Here is a 26183-nt window from a genome sequence, read left to right on the forward strand (position 1 = left end):
CGAGAGGGAAACGCCCGGTCACATTCCGAACCCGGAAGCTAAGCCTCTCAGCGCCGATGGTACTGCAAGGGGGACCTTGTGGGAGAGTAGGACGCCGCCGGACTTAACGTATGAAAGATGTGGCCATCGGCCCTCCATCGAGAATTCGCAGGGGAAACCCTCGTTCTCGGTCGGGGCCGGTGGCCATTTCTGTTTCTGCCGCCGTTCACTCGACGCCGGCTCCGGTTCGTGATGGACTGGAGGCCGACGTCGGGAAACTGACGCGGCACCCAACACAACGACACAGCGGACGAACGCCCGAGGCACTGCACCGGGCACGCGATGAGGAGCAACGGTGGCGAACGACGACGATCAGCGGCGGAACGACGGGGGCCGCGGAGATCGACCCCGACGGGACGGCGACCGGTTCCCGCGTCGCGACGGCGCTCCGCGTCGGGACGGCCAGAGCGATGGTCGTTGGTCGTCCGGTCCTCGTGAGTTCGAGCGGCGCGAAGGTGACCGTCGTGATCGTCCGCAGGGTGGAGACCGTCCGTTCCGGGACGGCGCACCCCGCCGGGACAGCGCTCCGCGTCGCGATGGGGATCGTCCGTTCCGGTCCGGCGACCGGAACGACCGTCCGTCGTGGCAGGGTGACCGCGGTGACTCCGGCCGGCCGCCGCGCGGTGATGGTCCGCGCGGTGCCGATCGTCCGCGACGCGATGGCGATCGTCCGTTCCGTGGTGGCTCCGACCGCCCGGCTCGTGACGGTGATCGTCCGTTCCGTGGCGGGAGTTCTGACCGTCCGCGCCGTGACGGTGACCGCCCGTTCCAGGGTGGTTCAGACCGTCCGCGTCGTGATGGCGATCGTCCGTACCGCGGTGGCTCGTCAGGACGCCCGGCGCGTGATGGCGATCGTCCGTACCGCGGTGGCTCGTCAGACCGCCCGGCGCGTGATGGTGATCGTCCGTACCGTGGCGGGTCCTCTGACCGGCCCCGCCGTGACGGGGACCGACCCTTCCAGGGCGGTTCTGACCGTCCGCGTCGCGATGGCGACCGCCCGTACCGCGGGGGCTCCGACCGTCCCGCTCGTGACGGGGACCGCCCGTACAGCGGGGGCTCCGATCGTCCCGCTCGTGACGGGGACCGCCCGTATCGCGGGGGCTCCGATCGTCCCGCTCGTGACGGCGACCGTCCGGCCCGTGGTGGTTCGTCCGACCGTCCGGCCCGTGGTGGTTCGTCCGACCGTCCGTTCCGCGGGGGTTCATCGGACCGCCCGGCTCGCGACGGCGGTGAGGACCGTCGTCGTTTCGGTGACGGCAGCCGTCACGCCGGCGCCCGTTTCGGTGAGGCCGCGCGCGACGACTGGGAGGACCGTGACCCCTACGGCACCAAGTCGATCCGTCCGCGCCACGACGACCCGGAGATCCCCGAGGAGATCCAGGCGCGCGACCTCGACCCTGCGGCCCGGATGGAGTTGAAGACCCTCAGCAAGGACAACGCCGACTGGGTTGCGCGTCACCTCGTGGCTGCAGCGCTCTTCGTCGACGACGACCCCGAGACGGCGAACCAGCATGCCCTGAGCGCTGCTCGTCGTGCCGGTCGTGTCGGTGTCGTCCGCGAGACGGCCGCGATCACCGCGTACCGCCTCGGCGACTTCGCCACCGCGCTCCGGGAGCTCCGCACCTACCGTCGGATCTCCGGTCGCAACGACCAGCTCCCGATGATGGTGGACTGCGAGCGTGGCCTGGGCCGTCCGGAGCGGGCACTCGAGCTCGGTCGTTCGGTCGAGCGCTCGGCCCTCGAGACCCCGGTGCAGGTCGAGCTCGCGATCGCCATGTCCGGCGCTCGTCTCGACCTCGGGAATCCCACAGCCGCCCTCGGCGAGCTGGAGATTCCACAGCTCGACCCGTCCACCGCCTACACGTGGTCCCCGGCGCTCTACAGTGCTTACGCGGCCACGCTCGAGGAGCTCGGTCGACAGGACGAGGCCGACGAGTGGTGGGCCCGTGTGGACCGCGCGGCAGCGGCCCTCGCCGAAATCGCGGACGACAACGCTTGGGAGACAGTTGATGTGGTCGAGGAAACGCTCGAAGTCGAAGAACACGGAGACGCCGGAGACGACGAGGCCGATGACCTCGGAGCCGACGACGTCGCGACCGACGAACTCGACGGCGACGACGAATCCGCCGACGACATCGACGACGACCTCGATGACGAACCCGCCCTCGACGACCTCGACGACGACACCTCCGCAGCCGACGAGCCCGGCGAGATCGACGACGACAACCCCCGCGACGTCGACGGCTCCGCAGCCGGCTGAGCACTCGGCGGCCTTGACCGAGGGCGTCGACGTGGTCCTCACCGACCTCGACGGCGTCGTCTACCGGGGCCGCAACGCCATCCCGCACGCGGTCGAAGCCCTGACCCGGGCATCGCTCACGGCGCGGGTCGGCTACATCACGAACAACGCATCGCGTCGGCCGATCGACGTCGCCGAGCACCTCGAGCGCTACGGACTCGAGGTGTCCGAGGGCGACGTCGTCACCTCGTCACAGGCCGGCGTCCAGCTGCTCGCGACCCTGGTGCCGGCCGGAGCGACCGTCCTGGTCACCGGCGGGCTCGGGCTGTCCAGCATCGTCGAGGAAGCCGGGTTCACCGTCACCTCGAGTGCCGAGGACTCCCCGGCCGCGGTCATCCAGGGATTCTCACCGGACCTCGGTTGGAAGGAACTGGCCGAGGCCTCCTTCGCCCTGGCCGACCCGGACGTGCCGTGGGTGGCCACGAACATGGACTGGTCGATCCCGGTCGAGCGGGGCATCGCGCCCGGCAACGGCACGCTCGTGTCCGCCGTGCACCAGGCGGTCGGCCGGATGCCCGTGGTCGCCGGCAAGCCCGAGCGGCCGATCTTCGACACGGCGGTCGAGCGCTTCGGCGGCGGTCGGACCCTGTTCATCGGGGACCGGTTGGACACTGACATCAAGGGCGCGAACGACGTCGGGATCCCGAGCGTGCTCGTGCTCACCGGCATCGACAAGGCGAAGCAGGTGCTCGCGGCCGACCAGCGCTCGCGTCCCACCTACGTGCTCGAAGACCTCCGGGGGCTGTCCCAGCCGTACCCGGAGACGGTGCGGCGCGAGGACGAGGACGGCACCCGGTACGTGACCGTCGGTACTGCGACGGTGGCGATGCGCGGGCACGTCGTCCGGGTGCTCGACGCCGGGACGGACATCGATCGGCTCCGTGCCGGCTCGACGCTCATCTGGGAGTCCGGGTTGGCCATCTACGGCCTCGACGTGGACCCGCAGCTGTACGGCGGCGAGTAGCGTGTCGGACGTGCCGAACCCCGAGCAGCCGTCCGCCGAACCCGAGCAGCAGGACGCCTTCGCCGCGCGCACCGCCGAGGCCGAGGCCCTGCCGCTTGCCGAGCGCGCCGACGCCTTCTCCGCCCTGCACGACGAGCTGCGGACGCGGCTCGAGAGCGGCGGCTCCGCGAGTGCCTGAGCCGGACGGAGCCGTGCACGACGCGACCCCGGTCCGCCTCGACGCCCTCCTCGCTGCACGCGGGCTCGCACGGTCGCGCACCGTCGCCAGCAAGCTGATCCAGGACGGCCGGGTGCTCGTGGGTGGCCGTGCCGTCCTGAAGCCGTCGACGCCGATCGCATCCGACGCGGACATCGAGGTCGACGCCGCGGACGAGTGGGTCTCGCGCGCGGCCCGGAAGCTCGTCGGCGCACTCGACGCGTTCGACGTCGACCCCGCCGACCGGGTCGTGCTCGACGTGGGCGCGAGCACCGGCGGGTTCACCCAGGTGCTGCTCGCACGCGGCGCGCGCCGTGTCATCGCGCTCGACGTGGGGCACGGACAGCTGCACCCCACCATCGCGCTCGATGAACGCGTCGCCGTGGTCGAGGGGACGAACGCGCGGAACCTCACGCGCGCCGACTACCTGGCGCTCGACGGCACCGCTGCCGAGACGAGCCTGGTGGTGGGGGACCTGTCCTTCATCTCGCTCCGACTCGTGCTGCCGGCGCTGGCCGAAGCCGTCCCCGCGGACGAGTTCGTGCTCCTGGTGAAGCCCCAGTTCGAAGTTGGTCGTGGCGGTGTGCGCGAGGGCATCGTGCACGACGCCGGGCTCCGGAACGACGCGCTCATGAACGTGCTGTGGGCGGCGTGGGACCTGGGCCTCGGCACCAGTGGGCTCGCCGCGTCCCCGATCGTCGGGACACACGGCAACCACGAGTACCTGGCCCGCTTCCAGCGCGGTGTCGGGGGCAATCCGACAGAATGGAGAGTCCGGGCGACCGAACTCACGGAAGGGTCTTCATGAGTGACGAACGGCACATCCTGCTCGTGTCCCACACGGGTCGCCGCGACTCGATCGACGCTGCGGTCGAGGTCTGCGACCTCCTGCACGCAGCCGGTCTCACGCCCGTCATGCCCTTCGACGAGTACGCCGACATCCGTCGTGCCGAGGCGTCGGTCGGCAAGGTCGACATCCTCGGCGTCGACGTCCAGCCGAACCAGCTCGAGATCGTCATCGTGCTCGGTGGCGACGGCACGATCCTCCGCGCGGCGGAACTCGTGCGGAACACCGGCGCTCCGCTGATCGGGGTGAACCTCGGGCACGTCGGGTTCCTGGCCGAGAGCGAGCGTGACGGCCTGTCCGAGACGGTCGAGCGCGCGCTGTCCGGCGAGTACAACGTCGAGGAACGCGTCACCCTGCAGGTCGACGTGGTCGTCGGCAACCAGATCGTCTACTCGAGCTGGGCGCTGAACGAGGCCACGATCGAGAAGGCCTCGCGGGAGCGGATGCTCGAGGTCGTGACCGAGGTCGACGGCCGCCCGCTGTCGTCGTTCGGCTGCGACGGCGTGGTCGTGTCGACCCCGACCGGCTCCACGGCGTACTCGTTCTCCGGCGGTGGCCCCATCGTGTGGCCGGACGTCGACGCGCTCCTCATGGTGCCGCTGAGCGCCCACGCCCTGTTCGCCCGACCGATCGTCGTCGGGCCGGACTGCACGCTCGCGATCGAGGTCCTGCGGCGCACGAGCGGCGTCGGTGTCCTCTGGTGCGACGGCCGACGGACCCACGACCTGCCGCCGGGCGCCCGTGTCGAGGTCCGGCGTTCGCCCGACCCGGTGCGGGTCGCCCGACTCAAGGACGCTCCGTTCACCGACCGCCTGGTCGCGAAGTTCCAGCTGCCCGTCGCCGGGTGGCGCGGCCCCCAGAGCGACGAGGACGACCGATGAGCACGGAGGACGACCGATGATCGAGGAGATCGCGATCCGCGACCTCGGTGTCATCGGTGAGACCACGCTCGAACTCGGGCCGGGCTTCACCGTCGTCACCGGAGAGACCGGTGCGGGCAAGACGATGATCGTCACCGCGCTCGGGCTGCTGCTCGGTGCGCGGGCCGACGCCGGTTCGGTGCGCCGCGGTGCGTCGAGCGCCGTCGTCGAAGGTCGCTGGCACGTCCCCGAGCAGGACGCCGTCGCCGAACGCGTCGAGGACGCCGGCGGCACCGTCGAGGACGGCGAACTCATCCTCACCCGCACGGTCTCCGCCGAGGGGCGCAGCCGTGCCACGGTGGGCGGTCGGAGTGCGCCCGTGGCGGTGCTCGGCGAGCTCGCCGACCAGCTCGTCACCGTGCACGGGCAGTCGGACCAGATCCGCCTGACCTCGGCAACGGCGCAGCGGGCTGCCCTCGACGGGTTCGGGGGAGCCTCGCTCGAGAAGGCCCTCGCCCGGTACGTCGCCGCGTACGACGCCTGGCAGCAGCACGTCGGTGACCTCGAGGTCCTGGTCCGCGACCGGGACGACCGCGTGGCCGAGGCCGAGCGGATCCGCGCGGCCTCCGACGAGATCGAGGCCGCCGACCCGCAGCCCGGCGAGGACGTCGAGCTGGCCGAACGCGCCGAGCGGTTGGGCAACCTCGAGGAGCTCCGGTTGTCCGCTGCCCTGGCGCACGAGGCGTTGTCCAGCGAGTCCCTCGACGGCGTCTCCGACGTCGTCGGCCTGGTCGAGTCCGCACGCCGTGCCGTGGAGCGCGTCGCGTCGTCGGACAGTGCCCTGCAGCCGGTACTCGAGCAGCTCACGGAGCTCGGGATCCAGGCGGCCGAGGCCTCGGCGAGCATCTCGAGCTACCTCGGTTCCCTGGAACCCGAGGCCGGGCACGATCTCGAACTCATCAACGAACGCCGTGCCCTGCTGGCCGGCCTCACCCGCAAGTACGGCGAGACGGTGGACGACGTCATCGCCTACGGACAGCGTGCGAGCGACCGGCTGCTCGAGCTCGACGGCGACGACGACCGGATCGCGGCGTTGCAGCGGTCGGTCGAGCAGGACGAGCAGGCGCTCGAGTCCGCCGCCGCCGCGCTCACGACGGCGCGCACCAAGGCGGCGACCGACCTGGCGAAGCGCGTGACCGCTGAGCTGAAGACCCTCGCGATGGGCGGTGCGACGCTGGTGGTCGAGGTCACCGACGCCGGCGAGTACCGCCGGCACGGCCGTGACCAGGTCACGATCCTGCTCCAGCCGCACTCCGGCACCGACCCCCGGCCGATCGGCAAGGGGGCGTCCGGCGGTGAGCTGTCGCGCGTGATGCTCGCGATCGAGGTCGTCATGGCTGGCAGCACCACGGTGCCGACGTTCGTCTTCGACGAGGTCGACGCCGGTGTCGGCGGGGCGGCGGCGATCGAGATCGGCCGACGGCTGGCGAAGCTCGCAGAGCGCACGCAGGTCATCGTCGTCACGCACCTGGCCCAGGTCGCGGCCTTCGCGAACAACCACCTCAACGTCGTGAAGGACGCCAGTGGGGCCGTCACGTCGTCGAGCGTGCGCCGGCTCGAGGGCGAGGACCGGCTGCAGGAGATGGCACGGCTGCTCTCCGGACTCGGTGACAGCGCCAGCGGCATCGAGCACGCCCGCGAGCTGCTCGACGTGGCCGGCCAGCGAGCCTGACGACCAAGCAGGCGGGTGCCGCCCGCCGACCCGGCCACGGCCCGAGGACCCGGCCACCCACCCGCGCAACGCCCACGGCGAACCGAGGTCGCGCCTCCCGGCAGTTCTGACGTACGATGGAATCCCGTGGCGGACACTCTCAGCGGCGGTACCAATTCTTCGAACTCGACCCCGAAGGTGACGAAGCAGATCTTCGTGACCGGCGGGGTCGTCTCGTCTCTCGGCAAGGGCCTGACGGCGGCCAGCCTCGGCAACCTGCTCACGGCTCGCGGCCTCAAGGTCGTCATGCAGAAGCTCGACCCGTACCTCAACGTGGACCCGGGCACCATGAACCCGTTCCAGCACGGCGAGGTCTTCGTGACCGACGACGGTGCGGAGACGGACCTCGACATCGGGCACTACGAGCGCTTCCTCGACATCAACCTGTCGCAGGCCGCGAACGTCACGACCGGTCAGGTGTACTCGACGGTGATCGCCAAGGAGCGTCGCGGCGAGTACCTCGGCGACACGGTGCAGGTCATCCCGCACATCACCGACGAGATCAAGCGCCGGATGCGCGAGCAGGCGCAGAACGACCCGCAGCCCGACGTCATCATCACCGAGGTCGGTGGCACCGTCGGCGACATCGAGTCGCAGCCGTTCATCGAGTCCGCCCGTCAGGTGCGGCACGAGCTCGGCCGCAACAACGTGTTCTTCGTGCACGTCTCGCTGGTGCCGTTCATGAACGCCTCGGGTGAGCAGAAGACCAAGCCGACGCAGCACTCCGTCGCCGCTCTGCGCTCGATCGGCATCCAGCCCGACGCGCTCGTGCTGCGCAGCGACCGGCCGGTGTCGGAGTCGAACAAGCGCAAGATCGCGCTGATGTGCGACGTCGACGAGGACGCCGTGGTGAACGCCGTGGACGTCCCCTCGATCTACGACCTGCCGACGCTGCTGAACAACCAGGGCCTCGACCAGGTCATCGTCGAGGCGCTCAAGCTCGACGCCGGTCCGGTCGACTGGACCGCGTGGACCCCGGTGCTGAAGGCCGTGCACGAGCCGAAGAAGGCCGTCACGATCGCCCTGGTCGGCAAGTACATCGACCTGCCGGACGCCTACCTGTCCGTCACCGAGGCGCTGCGTGCCGGCGGATTCGCGCACGACGCCAAGGTGACGCTGAAGTGGGTCGTGTCCGACGACTGCACCACGCCCGAGGGTGCGGCGAAGCAGCTCGGCGACGTCGACGGCATCTGCATCCCCGGTGGGTTCGGCGTGCGCGGCATCGAGGGCAAGCTCGGCGCGCTGAAGTTCGCGCGTGAGCAGGGCATCCCGACGCTCGGCCTGTGCCTCGGCCTGCAGTGCATGGTCATCGAGTACGCCCGCCACGAGGTCGGTCTGACCGACGCGTCGAGCACCGAGTTCGACCCGGAGACCTCCACCCCGGTCATCGCGACGATGGCGGAGCAGGTCGACATCATCGCCGGCGGCGACCTGGGTGGCACGATGCGCCTGGGCCTGTACCCGGCGTCGTTCACCGAGGGCTCGCTGGCGGCGGAGCTGTACGGTGCGCCCGAGGCCTCCGAGCGCCACCGTCACCGCTACGAGGTGAACAACAAGTACCGCGAGCAGATCGCGGACGCCGGCCTCGTCTTCTCGGGCACCTCGCCCGACGGCACGCTGGTGGAGTACGTCGAGCTCCCGCGCGACGTGCACCCGTTCTACATCGCCACGCAGGCGCACCCGGAGCTCCGCTCGCGTCCGACCGATGCGCACCCGCTGTTCGCGGGGCTCGTCGCGGCCGCGATCGAGCGCCACGAGGCGTCCAGCCTGTTCGACCCGCAGACCGAGGAGCAGGTCGCGTAAGCACCGGGTCACCACGATCGGACGGGAGGCGCGGTGCCAGCTGGCACCGCGCCTCCAGTCCGTCCGGGGTCGCGTCCACGGCACCTGGTTCCGGACACGGAACCGCGGAACGACGCGGTGCTGTGTCCGGAACCTGGTTCCGACGGGGGCGTCAGGGGGGCGCGTGCTTGGATGGGGACGTGACAGACGCACCGATCGCTGACGAGTCCGCCTCCTTCGAGGTCACCGAATCCACCGTCGTGTACGAGGGCGCCGTCTGGGACGTGCGCCGCGACACCGTCGCGTACAACGGCGACTCGATGGTCCGCGAGTACATCGACCACACTGGCGCCGTCGCCGTGTACGCCGAGGACGACGAGGGCCGCGTCCTGGTCATCCAGCAGTACCGGCACCCGGTGCGGCTGCGCGACTGGGAGCTGCCCGCCGGTCTGCTCGACATGGAGGGCGAGGACCACCTGACGGCCGCGAAGCGCGAGCTGGGCGAGGAGGCCGACCTCGAGGCCGACACGTGGGAGCCCCTGGTCCGGTACAACACGTCCTCGGGCGGCAGTGACGAGTTCATCCAGATCTACCGGGCGCGCGGTGTCCGGTCGACCGAGTCCGCATTCGAGCGTGAGGCGGAAGAGGCCGACATCGTGACGCGCTGGGTCCCGCGGGCGGAGCTGCTCGAGGGGATCCTGGGCGGTCGGCTCAACAACTCGGCCCTCGTCGTCGCGACGCTCGCCGTCGAGGCCATCGAACAGCGCGGCAAGTGAGCGGGTCCGCGGCCGACGGCCTGCGCGAGCTGGTCGCCACGGGGACGTGGACGCACGAGCCGGAGGCCGCCGAGTTCGACGGCGACGTGTTCCGCGTCACCGCGGTCGAGGGCAGTGACGCCTGGCGGACGACCTCGTACGGGTTCGTGCACGACTCCGAGCACGCGCTGCTGCAGCCGACGGACGGGCCGTTCTCGGTCGAAGCGTCGTTCGTGCTCGACTACACCGAGCAGTTCGACCAGGCCGGGGTGTTCCTGCGCGTCGACGAACAGACCTGGATCAAGGCCGGCGTGGAGTTCTCGGACGGAGCGCCGCAGCTCGGCGCCGTCGTGACGCGTGGCTTCTCGGACTGGTCGGTGTCGCCCGTGCCGGAGTGGGCGGGCCGGGTGGTGACCGTCCGCGCGAGCCGCGATGGCGACGCCGTGACGATCCGGGCGTGGGCCGAGGGTGAGGAGCCCCGCCTCGTCCGGGTCGCGTACCTCGACCCGGACGCCGTCGTGTCCGCGGGGCTGCTGTGCGCCGGGCCGACGCGGGCCGGGCTGACCGTGACGTTCACCGGGTTCCGCGTGGGCACGCCGGACGAGGCGTTGCACTGACGGCAGGTGACCCGCGCCGGTTAGCCTGCTGAGGTGATGCCCCTCGACCGTGCCGCGGAGACGTACCTGCGGCACGTCGCGATCGAGCGAGGACTCTCGCAGCACACGTTGTCGGCGTACCGGCGGGACCTCGCCGTGTTCACGTCGTGGTTGGCGGACGCTCCGGTCGTCGAGTCGGACGGTGCGGACCGGGCCGGGGGCTCCTCGGTGCTGCAGGACGTGGCACGGTTGGCACGGGCGGACGTCTCGGGGTTCGTGACGCACCTGGCCACCCGACCGGAAGGTCCGCTCGCACCGCGGTCGATCGCGCGGATGCTCAGCTCGGTCCGGTCGTTCACCGCCTTCGCCGCGGGTGAGGGCTGGTTGCCGCTCGACCCCGGCACCGCCGTCCGACCGCCGAAGGCCCCGATGCGGCTGCCGAAGGCGATCCCCGTCGAGGACATGGAACGGCTGCTCGGGGCGGTGTCCGTCGACGCCGACGACCCCGTCCAGCTGCGGGACAAGGCCCTGCTCGAGCTGCTCTACGCCACCGGTGCGCGGATCTCCGAGGCGGTGGGGCTGTCGGTGGACGACGTGACGACGCTGTCGGACGCCGACGGCGAGCTCTCGGTCGTGAAGGTCACGGGCAAGGGCAACAAGCAGCGCATCGTGCCGCTCGGCAGCTTCGCCCGTGCAGCGATCGACGCGTACCTGGTGCGGGCACGGCCGGTGTTCGCGGCACGAGGGCCGTCGACGCCGGCGCTGTTCCTCGGCGCCCGTGGAGCGCGGCTGTCGCGGCAGAGCGCCTGGCTCGTGATCCAGGCCGCCGCTGCTGCCGCCGACCTGGAGGCGCACGTGTCACCGCACACGTTCCGGCACTCGTTCGCGACGCACCTGCTCGAGGGCGGTGCCGATGTGCGCGTGGTGCAGGAGTTGCTCGGGCACGCGAGTGTCGCCACGACGCAGATCTACACGATGGTCACGGCGGACATGCTGCGGGACGTGTACCAGACGGCGCACCCGCGGGCGCGGCGGTAGGCGGGCCCGCGCTCAGAACAGGTGGAACTGGGCCGACGCGGCGATGACGGTCGTCGTCACCGCGACGACGTGGGCGCTCGCCGAAGCGCTCCGCGCCAGGACCGCCCAGGCACCGACGGCCCCGGGACGGACGATGCCGATGACCCCGCACGCCACGGCGAGCAGCCCCGCCAGGCCCCAGGGGTTCGCGACGACCGAGACCACGGCGAGCAGCACCGCGAGCACCGTGAACACGCAGAGCCGACGGTCGCCGGCGGTGCCCGATGCCCACGCGTCCGTCCGGATCGCCGCGGTCTGCACCGAGAACGACGGCCCCACCGGCGCGACGACGATCGGCGTGACCGGGTCAGCAGCAGCCGCGGGGACCCGCGTGGCTGCGCCCCAGGTGCGACCGTCCCACCAGCGCAGACGACGGGCGTCCTGCGGGTCCGGGAACCAGCCTGCGGCCGGCAGCGTCACGGTTGCTCCTCGAGGTGCGGGGTGGATCGACGCTCCCGAGCCTAGGAGCGCGGTCGGCCTCGCCCCAGTCCCCAGCCGGGTGTCAGCACAAGGGGGGACCGGACCGGTGCACTACGGTCGGGGCGTGCCCTCGACGCTCGACGACTTCTGGACCGCGCGACGCAGCGAGCGTCCGAGCCTTCCGGAGGCCGTGCCGGAGGCGTGGTCCTTCGGCGCGACCCCGGAGCAGGCGGACGCGCTCCTGCAGCTCGTGCTCGACGGGGTCAAGGTCGGCACGGCGTCGTCGCTCTGGGACTACGAGGCGACCGGCGATCCGCTGCCCGCGGCCGACGAGGTGAGCATCGTGACCGACGGCTCGGGTGCGCCCCGTGCCGTCATCGAGACGACGGCGGTCCGGGTGGTTCCGTTCGACCAGGTCGACGCCGACCACGCCTGGGCCGAGGGGGAAGGCGACCGGACGCTCGACCACTGGCGGACCGTGCACGAGGCGTTCTGGCGCGCACACTCGGAGAACCCGCGCGGGTTCGCGCCGGACATGCCGGTCGTGTGCGAGCGGTTCCGGCTGCTCTGGCCGAACGGCTGAGCCCGAGCCCGAAACCGATCCGGGGTCAGGCGGGGACCGGCTCCGCGTCGACCTCGGTGAACACGTCCTTCACGGCGGCGAGCAGCCGGGCGTTGAAGTCCACACCGAGCTGGTTCGGCACGGTGACGAGCACGGTGTCGGCAGCACGGACGGCCTGGTCGGCCGCGAGCTCCGCGACGAGCTGTTCGGGCTCACCGATGTAGGACCGGCCGAACCGGGCCAGCCCGCCGTCGAGGTGCCCGACCTGGTCCTGCCCCTCGACCTGCGCGCGCACGCCGAAGTAGTGGCGCGACTCGTCGTCGATGATCGGGATGATGCTCCGCGAGACCGAGACGCGCGGTTCGCGGTCCCAGCCCGACTCGGACCACACCCGGCGGAAGCGCTCGATCTGCTCGGCCTGCAGCTGGTCGAACGGCACACCGGTGTCCTCGGTCAGCAGGGTCGAGGACATCAGGTTCATGCCCTGCTCGGCGGTCCACTCCGCGGTCGCTCGGGTGCCGGCGCCCCACCAGATCCGGTCGCCGAGCGAGTCGGACAGCGGGGAGATCGGCAGGGACCCGACCGAACCGGTCATCTGCGGGTTGGCGTTGGCCATCGGCTCGCCGGCGATCGCGCGGCGGAACACGTTCGTGTGCGCTCGGGCCATGTCGCCGCCGTTCTCGTCGGAGGCGTCGGGCACGTAGCCGAACTGCTGGTAGCCGGCCAGGGCGGTCTCGGGTGATCCCCGCGAGACACCGAGCTGCAGTCGGCCGCCGGAGATCAGGTCGGTGGCCGCGGCCTCCTCCGCCATGTAGAGCGGGTTCTCGTAGCGCATGTCGATGACGCCGGTGCCGATCTCGATCCGGCTGGTCTTCGCGGCGATGGCGGAGAGCAGCGGGAACGGCGCGGCCTGCTGCGGCGCGAAGTGGTGGACGCGGAAGTAGGCGCCGTCGACGCCGGCTTCCTCGGCTGCGACCGCGAGGTCGATCGCCTGCACCAGGGCCTCCCGCCCGCTGCGCACCTTCGACCCCGGCACGTCACGCCAGTGTCCGAACGACAGGAACCCGATCTTCGTCATGTGCATGCGAACGCATCCGGAGGCGGGGCCATTCCACCGCGACTACCGTGGCGGGGATGGAGGACCCCCGCCCCGCACTCGAGGCCGAACGCGCCCGCAACGAACGGCTGCTCGCCGAGGTCGAGCGGAGCATGCGTGACGTCAGCGACGCCCGGCAGGACGCGAACTCCGACGACGAACACGACCCGGAGGGTGCGACCCTGGCCTGGGAACGCGGCTCGCTCGGTGCGGTCCGCGACGGCGCCCAACTGCGGATCCGCCAGGTGGACGCAGCGCTCGTACGACTCGACGACGGCACCTACGGGCGCTGCACGGTCGGCGGCGAGCCGATCCCGGAGGCCCGGCTGGCCGCCGTCCCGTGGGCGGCGACGTGCGTCGCGCACGCGTGAGGGGCACGCGATCGGTGCCGCCTGACGGCCTGGAGGCGCGGGCTGTCCCCGCCACGCGCCTCCCGGCATGCGCACCCCGCGTCCACCCCGTGCGCCGCTGATTCCCAGCCGCGCGCCCTACGTTTTCGGCATGGACGGCGACCCGAACGACCGACCCGGCGAAGCCCGGGCCGACGGCGCGCCGCGCCAGCGCTTCCAGTGGTTCCACCGCCTGCGCACCTGGATCCACGCGCGGCCGCACGTGCACCTGCTCTACAAGGTGCTGGTCGGTCTGGTGGGCGGGCTGGTCGTCATCATCGGGCTGATCCTGGTGCCGCTGCCGGGTCCGGGGTGGCTCGTGGTGTTCATCGGCCTCACGGTGCTGGCGAGCGAGTTCCACTTCTTCCACAAGATCATCACGTGGCTCAAGGCGCAGCTGCACCGCTTCTGGGACTGGGCCAAGCGGCACGGGCCGAAGCGTCTGCGCGATGCTGCGGACCGGGGCAAGGCCGACGTCGATGCTGCGCACACCGGTGCGGCGCGGACCGTCGGCGTGCGTGCACGCGCTCGCGGGACGAACTCGGCGCGACCGGGCCACTAGTCGGGCCGCCGGGATCGGGCGCTGGTGCGATCGGCACCGTGCGGTGCCGGCCACCGCGTGCGAGGTTGATGGCTCCGTGCGGCGCTGCAGGCCCGCACCGAGCGATCAACCTCGCACCGAATGCGCGTCGGACCGTGCCTACTCGGCCGCGACCCGGATCGAGCCGGTCGCGGTGCGCTCGATGACCTCGGCCGCGCGCTCCTCGACCTCGGCGGCGTCCTTCGACGACAGCTGCAGCACGAGGGCGACGACCGCGGCGAGCACGATGAATCCGCCGTACCCGGCGATGACCGGGACGAACCCGACCGAGGGCTCGAGCAGGCCTCCGATCACCGAGGGCACCCCGAACGCCAGGTAGCTGACGACGTAGATCGTGGAGAGCAGCCCGGCGCGGTGGGTCGGGGCAGCGGTGGCGAGCAGCATCCGCAGCGGCGCCTGGAACCCGGCGCCGAATCCGACACCGGCGATCGCGCTGCCGACGACCATGCCCGGCAGGGAGTGTGCGAACACGAACGACACGGTGACGATCGGGCCGAGCACGAGCGCGACGAGCCCGAGCAGGACCGCGCGACGGGTGTCCATCCGCTGGATGGCCAGGCCGGTCAGGGCGCCGACTCCGGTGACCACGGCGATGAGCGCACCGGCCGCGAAGTGGTTCGTGATGCCGAACACCGTGCCGAGCGCCGAGGGGACGAGCGACAGGAACATGCCGCCGAGGGCCCAGCTGGCGACGAGCGACCCGGCGACGCCGCGGAACAACCGGCGTGAGGACCGCGGCACGCTGATCGTCGGACGCAGGGAGCGGAGTGCGCCGGGACGACGCTGCACCTGCTCGGGGACGACGAACAGCGCGAGCACCAGGAGCACGAGGAGTGCGCCGAACAGCAGGTAGACGAGCTGCTCCGGTGCCGGACCCCACTGCACCAGCGCGCCGCTCGACATGGCGCCGGTGGCCAGGGCGATCGGCGGGATGACGCCGTTCAGCACGCCCGCCATGGTCGGGTGGCGTTCGAGGGAGTTGTCGATGAGGGCCGCGCCGAGGGCCCCGATGAGCAGCCCGACCGAGACACCCTGCACGATCCGGTCGACGATGAGCGCGACGACCCCGTCCGCCATCGCGAACAGGCCGAGTGACAGTGCGACGCCCAGGCCGCCGACGACCAGCACGGGCTTTCGGCCGACGTGGTCGGACAGGCGACCCGCGACGAGCAGGCTCGCGAGCAGGCCGGCGACGTAGATGGCGAAGACCCCGGTGAGCATGAGCGGGGTGAGGTGCCACTCGGCTGCGTAGACCGGGTAGATCGGCGACGGCACGGCCGACGACGCGACCGAGACCAGGAGCATCGCCGCCAGGATCCAGAACCCGGCGACCGAACGAGCTGACTGGTGCATGCGCACCCCTTCCATCTCCGTGCAGTACGACTGCATTCGTACCTCACTCGAACAGTACGACGCAAGTCGTACAGCAAGCCGAACGGTGGTAGCGTCCCGTCCATGCCCGCGCACGTCGATGCTCCTGAACGGCTGCCGCAGCCGTCCGTGGCCGAGATGGACCTCCCGGTCGTGATGGACGCCCTGAGCGATCCGATCCGGCTCGCGATCCTGCACCGCTACCTGGTCGACGCGGCCGGGGGTGAGCGCAGCTGCGGCTGGGTCGGCATCGACCGGCCGAAGTCCACGCTGACCCACCACTTCCGGGTCCTGCGCGAGGCCGGTCTGCTCGAGCAGCACCTCGAGGGCCTGACCCGCGTCAGCCGCGTCCGCGTCGAGGACGTGCAGCAGCGGTTCCCCGGGCTCCTCGACCTGGTGCTGGACTGGCAGGTCCCCACGGCCCTGCTGCGCGAGGGGATCGCCTCGTGAGCGACGGTGCAACCGCCGGCGTGGACACGGTGCACACGCTGCCGTCGATCGTCGCGGACCCCGCCGTCACCACGGCGCTCGCCGCGGACCTGACGGCCGCTGGCTTCACCGTCGACCGGCTCGACTCCCTGTGGGGTACCGAGGCCGCCGCATCGCTGCACCGGGGTTCGCGGGTCGCCGCGCTCCGTGCGCTCGCCGCCCGCGAGCCCACGCCGCTCGGCACACTGGCGACACTGTTCGTGCTCGGCCTGCCGGTGGCGCGGTCCGAGGCCGCCGCGGCGTTCCCGACCGCCGCGCTCGACGCCGTCATCGCCGCGGGCCTGCTGCGCAGTGATGGCGATGGCGACGGCAGCGGCGCCGACGCGCTCGTCCACCCCACCGTCGACCTGCGCCCCTACGCCTTCGTCGACGACCTCGGCGCCGGCAGCTGGTGGATCGTCTCCGACCTCGGCGAGCTCGCCCTCGGGCACGCCATCAGCGAGGAACACGTCCTCGGCATCGGCGGCGCCACCACGACGCTGAGCGGCCTGCAGGTGCCCGTGCCGGTCGAGCGGGTGCTCGACCTCGGCACCGGGTGCGGCATCCAGGCCATGCACGCGCGGCGCTTCGCCGACCACGTGGTCGCCACCGACATCTCGCGCCGTGCCCTCGACATCGCCCGGTTCAACGCCCGGCTCAACGGCATCGACGGCATCGACTTCCGGTTCGGTTCACTGTTCGAGCCGGTCGCGGGGGAGCGCTTCGACCGGATCGTGTCGAACCCGCCCTTCGTCATCACACCCCGTCGCGAGGGCGTCCCGTCGTACGAGTACCGCGACGGCGGCATGGTTGGCGACGCCCTGGTCGAGACGGTGCTCCGCGGCCTGTCCGACCACCTGGAGCCCGGCGGCACCGCTCAGCTCCTCGGCAACTGGGAGAACCACTGGGGTGTCGACGGCCTGGACCGCGTGCGCGCTTGGTTCGCCGAAACCGACCTCGACGTGTGGGTGATCGAGCGCGAGCGGCAGGACCCGACGTCCTACGCGGAGACCTGGATCCGCGACGGCGGGACGAAGCCCGGCACGGCCGAGTTCGACACCCTGATGGGCGCCTGGCTCGACGACTTCGCGGACCGGCGCGTCACCGGCGTCGGCTTCGGCTACGTCGTGGTGCGTCGACCCCTGCCAGGAGGCCCGTCCGGCCTCCGCCGGTTCGAGCGGGTCCCCGAGGCGCTCGGCTCCAACCCCGCGGGCCTCGGCGCGACGGTCGCCCGCGTCCTCGACGCAGCCGCCTGGCTCGCCGCGCACGACGATGTCGCGCTCGCCGCCGCCCACCTGTCGGTGGCCGGTGACGTCACCGAGGAGCGGTACTACTGGCCGGGCAACGACGACCCCACCGTGATGACCCTGGTGCAGGGCGGCGGGCTCGGGCGCCGGGCGGACGCGGACACCGCACTCGCGGCGTTCGTGGGCGCGTGCGACGGTGACCTGTCCATCGCGGCGATCATCGGCGCGCTCGCGCAGATCACCGGCGTTGACGAGCAGGCGCTCGCCGCCGACCTGCTGCCGGCGGCGCGCGACCTGGTGCTCGACGGGCTCCTCGTCCCCGCCGCCTGATGTTCAGGCGCGGTGGTCGCGCCAGCTGTGCTCGGGCGTGTAGCCGAGGAGTTCGCGGGCCTTCTCCGACGACAGCAGCGAGCTGACACCGTCGATGTCCGCACGGCGCTCGATGTCCGGCACGAAGCGCTCGACGAGCTCGATGGTCGGGGTGTCCATCACCGTGTCGGGGCTGGCGATGACGAACGCCTCGAACCCGGTGAGGTCGGCCTCGAGTGCCCGGCGGACGGCCTGGGCCCCGTCGCGGGAGTCGATGTACGACCACAGGTTGAACGTCTTCGCCTCGGGGGTGGCGTCCCACGGGAACGCCGGGTAGTCGGTCTTGTCCATCACGTTCGAGAAGCGCAGACCGATCATCTTCAGCTCCGGGTCCCAGCGCGTGAAGTGGCGGGCCATCTCCTCCTCGACTGCCTTGCCGAGGGAGTACGACGACTGCGGGCGGACCGCGAACTCCTCGTCGACCGGCAGGTAGGGCGGGTGGTGCTCGCCCATCGGGATGCCGAGCAGGGTCTCGCTCGACGCCCACACGACGTTCTTGATCTTCGCGGCACGGGCGGCGTGGAAGACGTTGATCGACGAGGTCACGTTGTTCGTGATGAGGGCCACGTCGGGAACCTGCCCCGGGGCCGGCACCGCCGCGAGGTGCACGACGGCGTCGACGTGGTCGTACCGGTCGTCGATGCCGAGCAGGGCGTTCAGGACCTGGCCGTGGTCGGTCAGGTCGATCCGCACGAACGGGACTCGCTCGGGCTTGTCGGGCGAGGGGACACGGTCGAGCAGGACCACGTCGTACCCGTGCGCATCGAGGTCACGCACCACCGCTCGTCCGAGCTTGCCGCTGCCACCGGTCACCACTACACGCGTCATCGCGTCACTCCACATCGTCGTCGGAACACACCCTGGCGGGCATCGACCATCCTGCCCCGCCGCACCTGACGCGACCAGGCCCTGTCCGTACCCCACTGCGGAACCAGGTTCCGGACACGACACCACGGGATCGCGCGGTGCTGTGTCCGGAACCTGGTTCGGGCGGGGCGGGGGAGCCCGTCAGGCGGTGGGGGCGACCTGGGCGATCGCGAGGCGGGCGACGAGCTCGACGTGCTCGGCCATGTCGCGGGTGGGGTCGAAGAGCCACTGGATCTGCATGCCGTCGGACACCGCGAGCAGGACGCTGGTGAGCTCGTCGGGGTCGATGTCGGTACGCAGCCGACCGTCCTGCTGCATGGTGCGGAAGTCGGCGGACAGGTCGCGGCGGCTGCGTTCGTAGCGCTCGCGGAAGTACTCGTGCGCCGGGTGCTCGGCGTCGGTGGCAGCGGCGGCGGACAGGTTGACGAACATCTGCACCAGGCCCGGGACCTCGGCGTTGTGCCGCACGATCGCGGCGAGCAGGGCTGCCGGGTCCGCGGCCTGCCAGTCGTGCGCGAGGTCGAGCTCGTCGCGCCGGCGGAGGATCTCGACCCAGAGCTCGTCCTTGGAGTCGAAGTAGTGCAGCAGGCCGGCCTGGGTCAGCTCCACGGCGTCGGCGATGTCCTTGATGCTCGTCCGCCGGAAGCCCTGGGACGCCACGAGGTCCAGCGCGACCGTGAGGATCTCCTCGCGCTTCGCGATGCCCTTTGCGTACGAACCCCGTCGTGCCATGGCCAGACTGTACCGCCCGCTGGAGACCCGAGAAAACCAAGCAACGGTTGGTTTTGGGTGGTACGGTGCAGGAGCTGCCAGCGCGGGCGGCGAACCCGGTGGATGGTGGGTGTGGGCGACGAGGCCCCGGCTGTCCAGGCGGCGCCCCGCGGCCCTGAACGAGAGGACCGACCACCGTGACCACCGTGACCACCGTGAACGACGCGAGCACCGCCTCCAGTCCGTCGACGCCGCTGACCGAGCGCATCGATGCGCTCCTCGGCCAGCTGACCACCGACGAGAAGGTGCAGCTGCTCACCGGACGTGACTTCTGGACCACCTGGCCCATCGAGAAGATCGGGCTGCGCCGGATCCTGATGTCGGACGGACCGTCGGGCGTGCGCGGCGAGGTGTGGGACGAGCGTGACCCGTCCCTGAATCTGCCGTCGGCGACCGCGCTGAGTGCCTCGTGGGACCGCGCGATCGCGAAGCGCTACGGCGCCGCCGCCGCGGTGGAGGCCCGACGCAAGGGCGTGGACGTCGTGCTCGGCCCGACCATCAACCTGCACCGGTCCCCGCTCGGTGGCCGGCACTTCGAGGCGTTCAGCGAGGACCCGGTGCTCACGGGGGACCTGGCCGCGTCGTACGTCGACGGCGTGCAGGAGAACGGTGTCGCTGCCACCCCGAAGCACTACATCGCGAACGACTACGAGACCGACCGCTTCACCGCGTCGACCGAGGTGTCGGACCGCGCGCTGCGCGAGCTGTACCTGCTGGCGTTCGAGAAGGCCGTGACCGAGGCACACGCCTGGGCGATCATGTCGTCGTACAACGCGATCAACGGCGTGACGGCGTCGGAGAACGACCTGCTCGAGACCCCGCTCAACTCGGAGTGGGGCTTTGACGGCATCGTCGTGTCCGACTGGACCGGGGTGCGTTCAGTGGACTCGGCGAAGGCGTCGCAGGACGTCGCGATGCCCGGGCCGAACCCGTGGTGGAGTGAGGGCCCGCTGCTCGCCGCCGTGCAGTCCGGCGAGGTGCCGATGGCGGCGATCGACCGCAAGGTCCGCCGGATCCTGACCCTGGCCGCACGCGTCGGCGCGCTCGAGGGCTTCGAGCCCGTCGCCGCGTCGCCCGTGCACGTCGAGGACGGCATCGCGTTCGTGCGCGAGGCCGAGGCCGAGGGCACGGTCCTGGTCCGCAACACCGGTGTCCTGCCGCTCGACGCCCCCGCCGTGTCGCGCATCGCGGTGATCGGGCACAACGCCGACCAGGCCCGCACGCAGGGCGGTGGCTCGGCCACGGTCGTGCCGTCGCAGGTCGTGTCACCGCTGGACGGCATCCGTTCGGCGTTCCCCGGCGCGAGCGTGGACTACGCGATCGGCGCCGTCGTGCAGGAGGGCATCGCGGAGTTCCCGCTGTCCACCATCACGAACCCCGGCACCGGGGAGCCCGGAGCCCGGGTCGCCTTCGTCAAGGACGGCGAGGAGCTGTTCGTCGAGGACCGCCGCGCGACGGCACTGTTCTGGTTCGGCGGCGACGCCCCGACGCGCGAAGCCGACCGGCTCGACATCACCACCACGTACACGGCCGAGTCGACCGGGACCGTGCGGTTCGGCATCGGCGCGGCCGGACGGTCACGCATGTGGATCGACGGCGAGCTGCTGCTCGACGAGGACGTGCCGTTCGAGGGTGACCAGCTCGGTGCCGCGTTCCTCAACCCGCCGGCGCGGTCGGTGCCGGTCGAGGTGACCACCGGCCAGCAGGTCGCGATCCGCATCGAGTACGACATCGTGCAGGACGAGACGCTCGGCGGCGTGCTGGCGTACCAGTTCGGCACCGAGCCGTCGGACGACGACCCCGCTGTGCTCATCGAGGCCGCGGTGGACGCCGCCCGTGGTGCGGACGTCGCCGTCGTCGTGGTCGGGACGAACTCCAAGGTCGAGTCCGAGGGCTACGACCGATCCTCGCTGGCACTCCCCGGTCACCAGGACGACCTCGTGCGCGCGGTCGCCGCGGCGAACCCGAACACGGTCGTCGTCGTGAACGCCGGGTCGCCGGTCGAGATGCCGTGGCGGAACGACGTCGCCGCGGTGCTGCTGACCTGGTTCGGCGGGCAGGAGTACGGCAACGCCCTGGCCGACGTGCTGACGGGGGCGCAGGAGCCCGGCGGACGCCTGCCCACCACGTGGCCGGTCGCGATGGCCGACGTCCCGGTGCTCGACGTCACCCCGGTCGACGGGAAGGTCGCCTACGACGAGGGCGTCCACGTCGGTTACCGGGCCTGGCTCCGCGCCGGCACGGAGCCGGCGTACCCGTTCGGCCACGGCCTCGGCTACACCACGTGGTCGATCGAGGGCGTCTCCGCGACCCCGACCGTGCGCGAGGGCGACGCCGTCATCGTCACGGCGACCGTCGCGAACACGGGCGACCGGGCCGGCAAGCACGTCGTGCAGGTCTACGCGTCCCGTGCGGAGTCGGCGGTCGACCGCCCGGTGCGCTGGCTGGTCGGGTTCGCCCCGGTCCGGCTCGCCGCGGGCGCCTCGACGGAGGTCTCGATCGAGGTCCCGGCGCGTGCCTTCGCCCACTGGGACGGCTCGTGGCAGTACGAGTCAGGGACCTTCACGTTGCACGTCGGCGCCTCGGTCGTCGACGACGCCGGAACCGCGTCCCTCGAACTGGAGTGACGAAGTCGTCCGGTTTCCGCGCAGCTCCCGACTCCGTTCAGTAACATCGTTCTGCGCGAGTCGGCTGGTTACCGTCCGCGCACGCACCGACTACGGGGTCGCTGGGTGAGCGACTCGGTCTCCTGATCCGGCCGTTGTTGCCCTGGCCTCCCCGGTGCGTCCCAGAATGCGTCCCCGCGTCCGCGCGGGGACGCATTCGTTGTTCCGGCCCCGATGCGCACCGGTGAACCGGTTGCCGCACTTCGTCCCGGTTCGGAAAAACGAGTGACACTTGGTCAACTTCATACGTCCCAGGTGCGCGGAACGGTGTGACAAACCGCTCGGTAGGTGGAACGATGGGTGCACCATCTCGTGCGGATCAGGGACGAGATGGTCATCCGGCCGGGCTCTCGGGCCTCACCAACTCGATCAGAGCCCCGCCGGATGCCCTTGACTCTCGGTGGTGGTGCGGCGGCGGGACCGCGGATGGTCGAACCCGCGGCACCGGCCCTCAGGCCCGCAGCGCCGGGGCGATCTCCTCGGCCACGATGCGCAGGATCCGCTCGTGCGCCGCACGGTCGCCGTTCGCCGGCAGGGTGATGACCAGTTCGTCGGTTGCGGTGACCGCCGGGTCGGCGAGCAGGCTGCCGACGATGGCCGCCGGTTCGCCGGACACGACCTTGCTGAAGCGGAACGGCGGGTTCCCCGAGAGCGGTCGACCCTCGTCGTCCATCCCGGAGGCGTACCCGGTCAGGAACTCCTCGTGCACCTCGCGGTCGTGGTCGTCGAGGAGCGGCACCACGATCCGGCCCACGGCGACCTTGGACTCGCGCTGCGGGTGCAGCTCGGCGAACCGCTCGCGGTAGGCGGCGATCTGATCGGCCTGCGCCTGGGCGAACGGCGCGCCGGTGTCCTCGGTGTTCAGGGTCGAGCAGTGCAACAAGAGGCCCTTCTCGGCCGTGCGGACCGCCGTGCCCATGCTGCCGCCGCCCCACCACACGCGGTCGCGCAGACCCGGGCTGAGCGGCTGCAGGGTCAGGTCGGCCCCGGCGGGGATGCTCTCGTAGCCCTTGCCGGCGCTGCCGAGGGGCTCGCCCTGCAGGACCTCGAGCAGCCGTGCGGCGCGGGCCTCGGCCTCGTCACGGAAGCTGCGGTCGACCGTGCCGAACACCGGGTCGAGGATCGGGCCGTACCCGGCGATGCCCGTGCTGATGCCGAGCTGCACTCGGCCACCGCTGAGCAGGTCGACCGTGCTGGCGTCCTCGGCCAGGCGCACCGGGTCCTCGTAGCGCATGCCGAGCACGGCGGTGCCGAACGCGATGGTGCTGGTGCGCTGCGCGGCTGCCGCGAAGAAGGTCATCGGGCTCGTCAGGTACGGCTCGAAGTGCCGTCCGCGCACCCAGCCCGTGCCGTAGCCGAGGGACTCGGCGGTCTCGAACAGGCGCAGGCCGTCCTCCAGGGCGCCGGCGGCGCCGTCGGTGCCGCCGTGGTTCGGGACGAAGGAGAGGAAGCCGAGTTCGCGCATGTCGCGAGTCTATGCGCACGTATCAAAATGCGCCTGAGTCGGCGACGGGGCGGACGGGAGGCCCGTGGCGGCGCCGCCACGGGCCTCCCGCCCGGCACATGCGCACCTGGGAGGATGGGCGCATGACCGACGTCACCGCCCTGCCCCCGCTCGTCGCCGCGATCCCGGCGGCGGTGGACGGCGTCGTCGACCCCGACGAGGTCTACGAGGCCTTCGCGGCCTGGGCCGCGGAGGGCGGCCGACCGCTGTACCCGGCGCAGGACGAAGCGGTCATCGAGCTCGTCTCCGGCGCGAACGTCGTGCTGAGCACGCCGACCGGTACCGGGAAGTCGCTCGTCGCGGCCGGCGCGCACTTCGCCGCGCTCGCCGAGGGAAAGCGGAGCTACTACACGGCACCGATCAAGGCGCTGGTGTCCGAGAAGTTCTTCCAGCTCGTCGAACTGTTCGGTGCGCAGAACGTCGGCATGGTGACCGGCGACTCGAGCGTCAACGCGGACGCCCCGATCGTCTGCTGCACCGCCGAGATCCTGGCGAACCTGGCGCTGCGACAGGGGCCGGACGCCGACGTGGACGTCGTCGTGATGGACGAGTTCCACTTCTACGGCGACCCCGACCGCGGCTGGGCGTGGCAGGTGCCGCTGCTCGTGCTCGAGCGTGCGCAGTTCCTGCTCATGTCGGCGACCCTCGGCGACGTCACGACCATCGCCGACGACCTGTCCCGCCGGACCGGTCGGCCCACCGCCCGCGTGACCGGTGTCTCGCGACCCGTGCCGCTCGAGTACCAGTACGTGATGACGCCCGTGCAGGAGACGGTCGAGCGGCTCCTCGAGGAGGGCAAGGCGCCGATCTACATCGTGCACTTCGCCCAGGCCGCCGCACTCGAGCGGGCGCAGTCGCTGATGTCGGCGAAGGTCGCCTCGCGGGAACGCCGTGACCAGATCGCTGACGCCATCGCCGGCTTCCGGTTCAGTGCCGGGTTCGGACAGACCCTGTCGCGCCTGATCCGGGCCGGCATCGGCGTGCACCACGCCGGCATGCTCCCGAAGTACCGACGACTCGTCGAGCAGCTCGCCCAGCGCGGCCTGCTGCCCGTCATCTGCGGCACCGACACCCTGGGCGTCGGGATCAACGTGCCGATCCGGTCGGTGCTGTTCACCGGGCTGACGAAGTTCGACGGCACGAAGATGCGCCAGCTGTCCGCGCGGGAGTTCCACCAGATCGCCGGCCGTGCCGGCCGTGCCGGGTACGACACCGAGGGCGACGTCGTCGCCGAGGCACCCGAGCACGACATCGAGAACGCCCGCGCCGTCGCCAAGGCCGGCGACGACCCCAAGAAGAAGAACAAGATCAAGCGGAAGAAGGCGCCCGAGGGCTTCGTGTCCTGGGGGCAGGCATCGTTCGAGCGGTTGATCGCGGCCGAGCCGGAGCCGATGGTCTCGCGCATGCGGATCACGCACGCGATGGTGCTGTCCGTCGTCGCCCGTGGTGGCGATGCCTTCGCGGACGTCCGGTCGCTGGTCTACGACAACCACGAACCGCGCTCGCGACAGCTCGCGATGGCCCGGCGGGCACTCGTCATCGCCCGGACCCTCATCAACGCGCGGGTGATCGAGAAGGTCGACGGCGCCTACCGCCTGACCGTGGACATCGCGCCGAACTTCGCGCTCAACCAGCCGCTGTCACCGTTCGCGCTCGCCGCGTTCGAGTTGCTCGACCCTTCTTCTCCCACTTATGCACTGGACATGGTCTCGGTCGTCGAGGCCACCCTCGACGACCCGCGGGCGATCCTGTCGCAGCAGCAGTTCAAGGAGCGCGGCGAGGCCGTCGCCCGCATGAAGCAGGAGGGGATCGAGTACGAGGAGCGGATGGAGCTGCTCGAGGAGGTCACCTGGCCTCGCCCGCTGTCCGAGCTGTTGGAGGCGGCGTACGAGGCCTACGCCGCCGAACAGCCCTGGGTGCTCGACTTCCAGCTGTCCCCGAAGGCCGTCGTCCGCGACATGTACGAACGCGCGATGACCTTCGGCGACTTCGTGCGCTTCTACCAGCTCACCCGCTCCGAGGGGCTCGTGCTCCGCTACCTGTCCGACGCGTACCGGACCATGCGACAGACGATCGCCGAGGAACAGCGGACCCAGGAGCTCGACGACCTGATCGAGTGGCTCGGCGAGGTCGTGCGGCAGACCGACTCCTCGCTCGTCGACGAGTGGGAGGCGCTGCTCAACGGCGACGTCCTGCTGGCCTCCGAGGAGCACGAGGAGATCGCGCCGCCGCAGCCCGCACGACTCACCGGCAACCCGCGGGCGTTCCGGGTGCTCGTGCGCAACGCCCTGTTCCAGCGGGTGCTGCTCGCCGCGGCCGACGACATCGACGGGCTCGGGGAACTCGACGCGACCGCGGGCTTCGACCGGGCCGCGTGGGACAACGTGCTCGAGGAGTACTACGAGGAGCACGACAGCATCGGCACCGATGCCGATGCGCGCTCGATGCAGTACCTGGTGCTCGACGAGAGCGGCGCCACCGCATCACCCCGGGTCTGGAAGGCGCGGCAGATCTTCGCCGACCCCGAGGGCGACAAGGACTTCGGGTTCTCAGCGACGATCGACCTGGACGCCTCGGACGAGGTCGGCGAGGCCGTCGTGCGGGTCACCGAGATCGGGCGGTTCGACGGGTGGGCCGAGGTGGACGTCGACTGATCGGCGCTGGGG

The 26183-nt window shown here is 71.4% G+C and carries 24 protein-coding genes and 1 rRNA gene; 19 read left to right on the forward strand and 6 right to left on the reverse strand.

Translation table 11 applies throughout. The features are described from left to right. The 12 genes from rrf to DEJ05_RS11590 all read left to right on the forward strand — a co-directional run. Positions 1 to 103: ribosomal RNA gene (rrf, locus tag DEJ05_RS11540) — 5S ribosomal RNA — on the forward strand; the annotation flags it as partial. A gap of 16 nt (positions 104 to 119) precedes the next feature. Continuing rightward, on the forward strand, positions 120 to 1457 hold the full coding sequence (locus DEJ05_RS18120) for a hypothetical protein (protein ID WP_181440713.1): 1338 nt from the start codon (positions 120 to 122) through the stop codon (positions 1455 to 1457). Continuing rightward, entirely contained in the window at positions 1448 to 2299 is an 852-nt protein-coding gene (locus DEJ05_RS18125) for a hypothetical protein (RefSeq protein ID WP_111110467.1), read from the forward strand. Before DEJ05_RS18120 ends, DEJ05_RS18125 begins: the two co-directional genes overlap by 10 nt. A 31-nt stretch (positions 2300 to 2330) precedes the next feature. Beyond that, positions 2331 to 3302 (forward strand): HAD-IIA family hydrolase, encoded by a 972-nt coding sequence (locus tag DEJ05_RS11555; protein WP_258376142.1) that lies wholly within the window; start codon positions 2331 to 2333, stop codon positions 3300 to 3302. Positions 3303 to 3312: 10 nt separating this feature from the next. Continuing rightward, positions 3313 to 3480 (forward strand): hypothetical protein, encoded by a 168-nt coding sequence (locus DEJ05_RS18130; RefSeq protein WP_164941184.1) that lies wholly within the window; start codon positions 3313 to 3315, stop codon positions 3478 to 3480. Then, positions 3473 to 4306, forward strand: coding sequence for a TlyA family RNA methyltransferase (locus DEJ05_RS11560; RefSeq protein WP_111110469.1), 834 nt, complete (start codon positions 3473 to 3475; stop codon positions 4304 to 4306). Before DEJ05_RS18130 ends, DEJ05_RS11560 begins: the two co-directional genes overlap by 8 nt. Beyond that, positions 4303 to 5226, forward strand: coding sequence for an NAD kinase (locus tag DEJ05_RS11565; protein WP_071245131.1), 924 nt, complete (start codon positions 4303 to 4305; stop codon positions 5224 to 5226). Before DEJ05_RS11560 ends, DEJ05_RS11565 begins: the two co-directional genes overlap by 4 nt. 16 nt (positions 5227 to 5242) lie before the next feature. Continuing rightward, on the forward strand, positions 5243 to 6937 hold the full coding sequence (gene recN, locus DEJ05_RS11570) for a DNA repair protein RecN (protein ID WP_111110470.1): 1695 nt from the start codon (positions 5243 to 5245) through the stop codon (positions 6935 to 6937). Between the two features lie 126 nt (positions 6938 to 7063). After that, positions 7064 to 8779, forward strand: coding sequence for a CTP synthase (locus DEJ05_RS11575; protein ID WP_110864214.1), 1716 nt, complete (start codon positions 7064 to 7066; stop codon positions 8777 to 8779). Between the two features lie 179 nt (positions 8780 to 8958). After that, positions 8959 to 9534 (forward strand): NUDIX hydrolase, encoded by a 576-nt coding sequence (locus DEJ05_RS11580; protein ID WP_071245128.1) that lies wholly within the window; start codon positions 8959 to 8961, stop codon positions 9532 to 9534. Beyond that, complete coding sequence (locus DEJ05_RS11585; RefSeq protein WP_111110471.1) at positions 9531 to 10130, forward strand: DUF1349 domain-containing protein; 600 nt, start codon at positions 9531 to 9533, stop codon at positions 10128 to 10130. The genes DEJ05_RS11580 and DEJ05_RS11585 overlap by 4 nt, the downstream gene beginning before the upstream one ends. Before the next feature lie 36 nt (positions 10131 to 10166). After that, complete coding sequence (locus tag DEJ05_RS11590) at positions 10167 to 11147, forward strand: site-specific tyrosine recombinase XerD (protein WP_111087966.1); 981 nt, start codon at positions 10167 to 10169, stop codon at positions 11145 to 11147. 12 nt (positions 11148 to 11159) lie between these two features. Here DEJ05_RS11590 and DEJ05_RS11595 read toward each other — a convergent pair whose 3' ends face one another. Continuing rightward, a complete protein-coding gene (locus DEJ05_RS11595) occupies positions 11160 to 11606 on the reverse strand; it encodes a DUF2510 domain-containing protein (RefSeq protein ID WP_111110472.1) in 447 nt (148 codons plus the stop codon). A gap of 124 nt (positions 11607 to 11730) precedes the next feature. Between DEJ05_RS11595 and DEJ05_RS11600 the strand changes: the two genes are divergently transcribed. Beyond that, the gene (locus DEJ05_RS11600; protein ID WP_220037022.1) at positions 11731 to 12189 is read left to right on the forward strand and encodes an ASCH domain-containing protein; all 459 of its coding nucleotides are present in this window, start codon (positions 11731 to 11733) and stop codon (positions 12187 to 12189) included. A 25-nt stretch (positions 12190 to 12214) separates the two neighbouring features. Here the strand turns inward: DEJ05_RS11600 and DEJ05_RS11605 are convergent, their stop codons facing one another. Beyond that, positions 12215 to 13252, reverse strand: coding sequence for an LLM class flavin-dependent oxidoreductase (locus DEJ05_RS11605; protein ID WP_111104428.1), 1038 nt, complete (start codon positions 13250 to 13252; stop codon positions 12215 to 12217). A gap of 50 nt (positions 13253 to 13302) precedes the next feature. On the opposite strand from DEJ05_RS11605, the gene DEJ05_RS11610 reads away from it, so the two are divergent. Together DEJ05_RS11610 and DEJ05_RS11615 are read left to right on the forward strand one after the other, a co-directional pair. After that, positions 13303 to 13635, forward strand: a complete 333-nt coding sequence (locus DEJ05_RS11610) for a TraR/DksA C4-type zinc finger protein (RefSeq protein WP_111047483.1) — start codon at positions 13303 to 13305, stop codon at positions 13633 to 13635. Positions 13636 to 13765: 130 nt separating this feature from the next. Next, positions 13766 to 14215 (forward strand): TIGR02611 family protein, encoded by a 450-nt coding sequence (locus DEJ05_RS11615; protein ID WP_071405873.1) that lies wholly within the window; start codon positions 13766 to 13768, stop codon positions 14213 to 14215. A gap of 138 nt (positions 14216 to 14353) precedes the next feature. On the opposite strand, the gene DEJ05_RS11620 is transcribed toward DEJ05_RS11615, so the two are convergent. After that, positions 14354 to 15607 carry an MFS transporter gene (locus tag DEJ05_RS11620; RefSeq protein WP_111110506.1) on the reverse strand — a complete coding sequence of 418 codons (1254 nt, stop codon included), beginning with the start codon at positions 15605 to 15607 and terminating at the stop codon, positions 14354 to 14356. A 102-nt stretch (positions 15608 to 15709) separates the two neighbouring features. Between DEJ05_RS11620 and DEJ05_RS11625 the strand changes: the two genes are divergently transcribed. Together DEJ05_RS11625 and DEJ05_RS11630 are read left to right on the forward strand one after the other, a co-directional pair. Further along, positions 15710 to 16075, forward strand: a complete 366-nt coding sequence (locus tag DEJ05_RS11625) for a helix-turn-helix transcriptional regulator (RefSeq protein ID WP_111110474.1) — start codon at positions 15710 to 15712, stop codon at positions 16073 to 16075. Then, complete coding sequence (locus DEJ05_RS11630; protein ID WP_258376143.1) at positions 16072 to 17670, forward strand: methyltransferase; 1599 nt, start codon at positions 16072 to 16074, stop codon at positions 17668 to 17670. Before DEJ05_RS11625 ends, DEJ05_RS11630 begins: the two co-directional genes overlap by 4 nt. Positions 17671 to 17673: 3 nt before the next feature. Here DEJ05_RS11630 and DEJ05_RS11635 read toward each other — a convergent pair whose 3' ends face one another. Both DEJ05_RS11635 and DEJ05_RS11640 read right to left on the reverse strand, forming a co-directional pair. After that, positions 17674 to 18537, reverse strand: coding sequence for an NAD(P)-dependent oxidoreductase (locus DEJ05_RS11635; protein ID WP_111110508.1), 864 nt, complete (start codon positions 18535 to 18537; stop codon positions 17674 to 17676). A 180-nt stretch (positions 18538 to 18717) separates the two neighbouring features. Next, entirely contained in the window at positions 18718 to 19308 is a 591-nt protein-coding gene (locus DEJ05_RS11640) for a TetR/AcrR family transcriptional regulator (protein ID WP_111024889.1), read from the reverse strand. Positions 19309 to 19493: 185 nt separating this feature from the next. Here DEJ05_RS11640 and DEJ05_RS11645 point away from each other — a divergent pair, with 185 nt between their 5' ends. Next, positions 19494 to 21974 carry a glycoside hydrolase family 3 protein gene (locus tag DEJ05_RS11645; RefSeq protein WP_111110509.1) on the forward strand — a complete coding sequence of 827 codons (2481 nt, stop codon included), beginning with the start codon at positions 19494 to 19496 and terminating at the stop codon, positions 21972 to 21974. A gap of 490 nt (positions 21975 to 22464) precedes the next feature. Here DEJ05_RS11645 and DEJ05_RS11650 read toward each other — a convergent pair whose 3' ends face one another. Continuing rightward, positions 22465 to 23478, reverse strand: a complete 1014-nt coding sequence (locus DEJ05_RS11650; RefSeq protein ID WP_111110475.1) for an LLM class flavin-dependent oxidoreductase — start codon at positions 23476 to 23478, stop codon at positions 22465 to 22467. Between the two features lie 122 nt (positions 23479 to 23600). Here DEJ05_RS11650 and DEJ05_RS11655 point away from each other — a divergent pair, with 122 nt between their 5' ends. Further along, positions 23601 to 26171 (forward strand): RNA helicase, encoded by a 2571-nt coding sequence (locus DEJ05_RS11655; RefSeq protein ID WP_111030651.1) that lies wholly within the window; start codon positions 23601 to 23603, stop codon positions 26169 to 26171. The last annotated feature ends 12 nt before the right edge of the window (positions 26172 to 26183 follow it).

The organism is Curtobacterium sp. MCLR17_045 (assembly GCF_003234405.1).
Lineage (GTDB): Bacteria > Actinomycetota > Actinomycetes > Actinomycetales > Microbacteriaceae > Curtobacterium > Curtobacterium flaccumfaciens.